The following is a 4,876-nucleotide window of genomic DNA, read 5'->3' on the forward strand; positions in this document are numbered from 1 at the left end:
CCGGTCCACTTCTTGTCGATCTGGGCGATCGGCGTGCCGTAGGCGTCGATCACCTCATAGCGGCGGCCCACCTTGCCGGCTTTGAGCAGGCCCACCCGCCGTCCGGCGTGGTCGAGGATCGCGCGGCTGTGGTACAGCTCTCGTTTGGCGAACTCGAACGAGCCGACCCGCGCCCCGTTCGGCCAGGACACGAACGCATTGCCCTCGGTGCGGGCCTCGATCAGCAGCAGCGCCGCGTCGTCCGGTCCGCGCACCTCCACTCGACGCCGGATGGCGCCGCCGGACACGGCCCGCAGCGCACCCCGCGCCAGCGAGACCCCCTGCTCGGCGGCCTTGGCGATCACGGCGCCGTCGCCGTTCAGCACCTTGTACCGGGACTTGGCCACGGGGACCCGCAGCGGTTGCTCCACCCACAGCAGCGGCGAATTGAACAGATCACTCACCGGGCACCTGCGCTTTTCATGAAGACCTCATCACGGCACGGCGGGCGGCGCGCGGCCGCCCGCCGCCCCGAACGCAGGTGAGACCCCGCCGCCGCGCGCGAGGTTCCATGATCGGCGGGATGAAGATCACAGAACCCGGAAGGAGATCCCCGCCTTCACCAACCGGTCGATCAGCGCATCGCCCATCGCCACCGCGGTCGTCACCTGGCCCGCGGTCTGCGGCAGGTCGTCATAGGCCAGGCACAGCGCCGACTCCGCCAGCATCTTGGCGGTCTCCCCGTAGCCGGGGTCGCCCCCGGAGACCTCGGTGACCACCCGCCGCCCGGCGTTCACGCCCTCGGTGACCTCGCCGACGAACGTGACCTTGAACCAGTGCCGGGCGCGCTGCTCCGGTCCGGGCCCCTCGCCGGGGGAGCGGTACTTGAGCAGCAGGGAACGGGTCTGCGGGAGCTTGGCCAGCGCCATCATGGCGGCCGATCCGGCGATCACGGCCGCGGCCGTGGTCGGCCGCCGGACCGCCAGATAGTGGCCGTAGGAGAAGTCGGGGCCGTACCGGTCCAGGGCGGCGGCCGAACGGGTCACGATCAGCGGGTCGATCGTCGGCAGCGGCAGCGCGTATCCGCCGATCCTGGTGTGCGGCACCGGGCGGCGCGAGACCCGGATGCGGCGGCCCGCCGGGCGCCGCTCCACGCGGTCGCGCTCTGCCGCCAGCCGCTGCATCGCGCGCATGTCCTCCATCATGCCGACGGCCGAGTGCAGGGTGCCGCCGGACAGGTCGCCGCGGAGGCGCAGGAACCCCTCCACCCGCAGCGGCGAGCCCTCGGGGAGCTGCTTGACGGTGAAGTACGCCCCCAGGTCGTGGGGGATGGAGTCGAACCCGCAGGCGTGCACCAGCCGCGCCCCGGTCCGCACCGCCTCCTCGTGGTACCGCAGGTACATCAGGTCCACGAACGACGGCTCGCCGGTCAGGTCCGCATAGTCGGTCCCCGCCCGGGCGCACGCGGCCACCAGCGGCTCCCCGTGCTTCAGATACGGGCCGACCGTGGTGACGACGACCTTGGCGGATTCGGCGATCTCGCGCAGCGCGCCCGCGTCGGCGGCGTCGGCGTGCAGCAGCGGCAGGTCCGCGCACGCCTCGTTGACGGCGGCGAGCCGTTCCCGGACGGCCTCCAGCTTGGCCCGGTTGCGGCCCGCCAGCGCCCAGCGGGCGCCCGGCGGGGCGTGCTCGGCCAGGTATTCGGCGGTCAGCCCGCCGGTGAAGCCGGTCGCGCCGAACAGGACGAAGTCATAGGTGCGGTCACCGGCCATGGAGTCTCGCCCTCCTCCACTGCAGTCGTGATCGCGATGCTACCGGTGACGACCGGTCACGGGTCGGGCGGCCTCCAGCCCGGCGCCTGGAGCAGATGCTCGACGAACAACCGGGTCGTCGCGGTCGGCGTCGCGCCCGCCACCGCGTGCCAGGGCCGGTGCAGCGGGGTCCCCGGCGCGTCGATCACCACCAGCCGCCCGTCGGCCAGCTCCGCCCGCACCGCGTCCCGCGACACCAGCGCCGCCCCCAGGCCCGCCGCCGCTCCCGCGATCACCGCGCCGTTGGAGCCCAGCACCAGCTGCGGCGGGTCCACGTCCCGCTCGGCCAGGTACGCCTCCGCGGCGGCGCGGGTGCCCGACCCCGGCTCCCGCATCACCCACGGCGTGGTGCGCAGGTCGAACTCCACCCCGGGAGCGGTCACCACCACCAGCTCGTTCGGCCGGATCGCCAGCACCGTCGCCGGAGTCCCCGCCGGCGGTCGCCCGCCCAGCACCAGGTCCGCCTCGTGGTCGGCCAGCCGGCGCCACACCTGCCGGCTCGGCCCCACCTCCAACGTCAGCTCCACCTCGGGCCACCGCCGCCGGAACCCGGCCAGCAGGGCGGGCAGGATCTGGTCGGCCGCCGTGGTCACCGCCGCCAGCCGCAGCGACCCCCGGCCCGGGTCGGCCTCGCCGCGCGCCGCCGCCCGGCCCTCCTCCAGCAGCCCCAGCACCCGCCGGGCGTAGCCGGCGTACACCTCGCCCGCCGGGGTCAGCCGCACCCCGCGGCCGTGCCGTTCGATCACCGCGACGCCCAGCTCGCGGGACAGCGCGGCCACCGCCGCCGACACCGCCGACTCGGTCACATACAGCCGTTCGGCCGCCGCCCGCACCGATCCGGTGTCGGCCAGCGCCACGAACGTGCGCAGTCGCCCCTCAGTCACTTGAGCTTTCGCTTGATAGTCGACGCAAAACACTTGATGGACATGCCAAGTATCGCTCCCGCACCCTGGATCCGTCCACCACGGGACGGTCCGCCCGGCGCGCTCCGGTGCCCCGGTCGCGGCGGACCGTCCCGTCCCCTCGGCGGAACAGGCGCACGGGAGCACGTGATGACGGAGAACGGCACATCGGGCGGGCGCTGGTCGGCGGGTGTGATCCCGTACGCGGAGATGGGCTACTGGAGGCCCGACTACCAGCCCAAGGACAGCGACATCCTGGCGGCGTTCCGGGTCACCCCGCAGCCGGGCGTGCCGCCGGAGGAGGCCGGGGCGGCGGTCGCCGGAGAGTCCTCCACCGCCACCTGGACGGTGGTGTGGACCGACCGGCTCACCAGCTACGAGACCTACCAGGGCAAGTGCTACCGGGTCGAGCCGGTGCCGGGGCGGGAGGGCGAGTTCATCGCCTACATCGCCTACGACCTGGACCTGTTCGAGGAGGGCTCGATCGCCAACCTGACCTCCTCGATCATCGGGAACGTCTTCGGCTTCAAGGCCCTCAAGGCGCTGCGGCTGGAGGACATGCGGATCCCGCCGCACTACGTCAAGACCTTCCAGGGGCCCCCGCACGGCGTCGTCATGGAACGCGAGTACCTGGGCAAGTACGGCAGGCCCCTGCTCGGCGCCACCGTCAAGCCCAAGCTCGGGCTGTCGGCCCGCAACTACGGCCGCGTCGTCTACGAGGCCCTGCGCGGCGGCCTGGACTTCACCAAGGACGACGAGAACATCAACTCCCAGCCGTTCATGCGCTGGCGCGACCGCTTCCTGTACTGCATGGAGGCGGTCAACAAGGCCCAGGCCGCCACCGGCGAGATCAAGGGCCACTACCTCAACGTCACCGCCGCCACGATGGAGGACATGTACGAGCGCGCCGAGTTCGCCAAGGAGCTCGGCAGCGTCATCGTCATGATCGACCTCACCGTCGGCTACACCGCCATCCAGTCCATGGCCAAGTGGGCGCGGCGCAACGGCGTCCTGCTGCACCTGCACCGCGCCGGCCACTCCACCTACACCCGGCAGAAGACCCACGGCGTCTCGTTCCGGGTCATCGCCAAGTGGATGCGGCTGGCGGGCGTCGACCACCTCCACGCCGGGACGGTCGTCGGCAAGCTCGAGGGCGACCCCAACTCCGTCGCCGGCTTCTACGACACCCTGCGGCTGGACAAGGTCGCCGCCGACCCCGTCAAGGGCCTGTACTTCGACCAGGAGTGGGCCTCGCTGCCCGCGGTCATGCCGGTGGCCTCCGGCGGCATCCACGCCGGGCAGATGCACCAGCTCCTGCACCACCTCGGCGAGGACGTGGTGCTGCAGTTCGGCGGCGGCACCATCGGCCACCCCATGGGCATCGCCGCCGGCGCCACCGCCAACCGGGTCGCCCTGGAGGCCATGGTCAAGGCCCGCAACGAAGGGCGCGACCTGCTCAAGGAGGGCCCGGACGTCCTGCGGGCCGCCGCCCGGCACAGCCGCGAGCTCGACGTCGCCCTGTCCACCTGGGGCGAGGTCACCTTCGCCTTCGAGTCCACCGACACCCCCGACGTCGTCCCCACCCCGGTGAGCATCTGATGCGGATCACCCAAGGAACCTTCTCCTACCTGCCCGACCTGACCGACGAGGAGATCACGGCGCAGATCGCCTACGCCCTGGACAACGGCTGGTCCTGCGCGGTGGAGTTCACCGACGACCCGCACCCGCGCAACTCCTACTGGGAGATGTGGGGCCTGCCGATGTTCGACCTCACCGACCCGGCCGGCGTGCTGCACGAGATCAATGAGTGCCGCAAGGCCTACCCCGACCACTACATCCGGCTGAACGCCTACGACAGCAGGTACGGGCGGCAGACCACGGCGCTGTCGTTCATCGTGCAGCGCCCGTCGTCCGAGCCGGGCTTCCGTCTCGACCGCCAGGAGACCAGCGATCGCCGCGTCCGCGTCAGCCTGCACCCCTATGCCGCAGACCGGCCCGCCGGCGAACGCTACCGGTCGTGACGGACGCCCGCGCCGCGGCCGGTTCCTCTCACGCCTGGCCGGCCGCGGCGCGGGGCGCCCCCGCCCGATGGACCTGCGGGACCGCCGCGGAAAGCGGCCGGCCGAGACCGGCGGCCCCGCCCGCGACGAGCCCGCCGCGGGCCCGCGGGGCGCGTGCGGCGCG

Annotated in this window: 5 protein-coding genes; 2 read left to right on the forward strand and 3 right to left on the reverse strand. The window is 72.8% G+C overall.

Annotated features, from left to right (window positions below; all coding sequences use genetic code 11):
- The 3 genes from EIO00_RS23740 to EIO00_RS23750 form a co-directional block, all read right to left on the reverse strand.
- Positions 1-443 (reverse strand): hypothetical protein (locus EIO00_RS23740; RefSeq protein ID WP_140182628.1); only part of this gene is annotated, 443 nt, incomplete at its 3' end.
- 126 nt (positions 444-569) lie between these two features.
- Positions 570-1,751, reverse strand: coding sequence for a saccharopine dehydrogenase family protein (locus EIO00_RS23745; protein WP_140182630.1), 1,182 nt, complete (start codon positions 1,749-1,751; stop codon positions 570-572).
- 56 nt (positions 1,752-1,807) lie between these two features.
- Positions 1,808-2,674 carry a LysR substrate-binding domain-containing protein gene (locus tag EIO00_RS23750; RefSeq protein ID WP_140182633.1) on the reverse strand — a complete coding sequence of 289 codons (867 nt, stop codon included), beginning with the start codon at positions 2,672-2,674 and terminating at the stop codon, positions 1,808-1,810.
- Positions 2,675-2,842: 168 nt separating this feature from the next.
- On the opposite strand from EIO00_RS23750, the gene EIO00_RS23755 reads away from it, so the two are divergent.
- Positions 2,843-4,291: a form I ribulose bisphosphate carboxylase large subunit gene (locus tag EIO00_RS23755; protein ID WP_140182635.1), complete on the forward strand. Its 1,449-nt coding sequence runs from the start codon at positions 2,843-2,845 to the stop codon at positions 4,289-4,291.
- Entirely contained in the window at positions 4,291-4,713 is a 423-nt protein-coding gene (locus tag EIO00_RS23760) for a ribulose bisphosphate carboxylase small subunit (RefSeq protein ID WP_140182642.1), read from the forward strand. Before EIO00_RS23755 ends, EIO00_RS23760 begins: the two co-directional genes overlap by 1 nt.
- Positions 4,714-4,876 lie beyond the last annotated feature (163 nt).

It is taken from the genome of Thermomonospora catenispora, assembly GCF_006363815.1.
In the GTDB taxonomy this organism is placed as follows: domain Bacteria; phylum Actinomycetota; class Actinomycetes; order Streptosporangiales; family Streptosporangiaceae; genus Thermomonospora; species Thermomonospora catenispora.

What these genes read in the sequence shown, in the direction of transcription:
- EIO00_RS23760 (WP_140182642.1), top strand. Translation starts at nt 4,291, where the DNA reads ATGCGGATCACCCAAGGAACCTTCTCCTACCTGCCCGACCTGACCGAC.
- EIO00_RS23745 (WP_140182630.1), bottom strand. Translation starts at nt 1,751, where the DNA reads ATGGCCGGTGACCGCACCTATGACTTCGTCCTGTTCGGCGCGACCGGC.
- EIO00_RS23755 (WP_140182635.1), top strand. Translation starts at nt 2,843, where the DNA reads ATGACGGAGAACGGCACATCGGGCGGGCGCTGGTCGGCGGGTGTGATC.